At 75.2% G+C, this 545-nt stretch carries 1 protein-coding gene; it reads right to left on the bottom strand.

Annotation, left to right across the window (positions count from 1 at the left end):
• On the bottom strand, positions 1-545 hold a 545-nt coding region (locus tag KN815_RS34300), incomplete at both ends, for a beta-ketoacyl reductase (RefSeq protein WP_216345751.1).

The following is a 545-nucleotide window of genomic DNA, read 5'->3' as shown; positions in this document are numbered from 1 at the left end:
GGTTGCGCAGTTCGACGGCGGTCAGCGAGTCGAAGCCCAGGTCGCGGAAGGCGCGGTCGGGGTCGACGGAGTCGGCGGTGCCATAGCCCAGGACGGCGGCGACCTGGGTGCGGACCAGCTCCAGCAGCGTTTCGAGCCGCTCGGTGTCGTTCAGGCGGGCCAGCCGCTGCGCCAGGGCGCCCGTTCCGGCGGAGCCCTCCGCCGTACGCCGCGCCGGGACCCGCACCAGCCCGGACATCAGCGGGGCCACCACACCGGTGGACGCCGCCTCGGCCCGTGCCGCCGCCAGGTCGAGACGCACCGGGACGAGCAGGGCCTCGCCCGCCCGTCCGGCCGCGTCGAACAGCTCCTTGCCCTCGTCGGTGGCCAGCGCGGCGACACCGCCCCGGCTCATCCGGGACACATCGGCCTGGTCCAGCTCACCGGCCATACCACCGGATTCGGCGGCCCACAGGCCCCAGGCCAGGGACGTTCCGGGCAGACCGAGCGCCGTACGGTGCTGGGCGAGCGCGTCCAGGTAGGCGTTGGCGGCGGCGTAGTTGCCC

This window comes from Streptomyces niphimycinicus (assembly GCF_018883605.1).
GTDB classification, from domain to species: Bacteria; Actinomycetota; Actinomycetes; order Streptomycetales; family Streptomycetaceae; genus Streptomyces; species Streptomyces niphimycinicus.
Note: the sequence above shows the minus strand (reverse complement) of the source record. Positions and strands in the feature narration are given on the sequence as shown.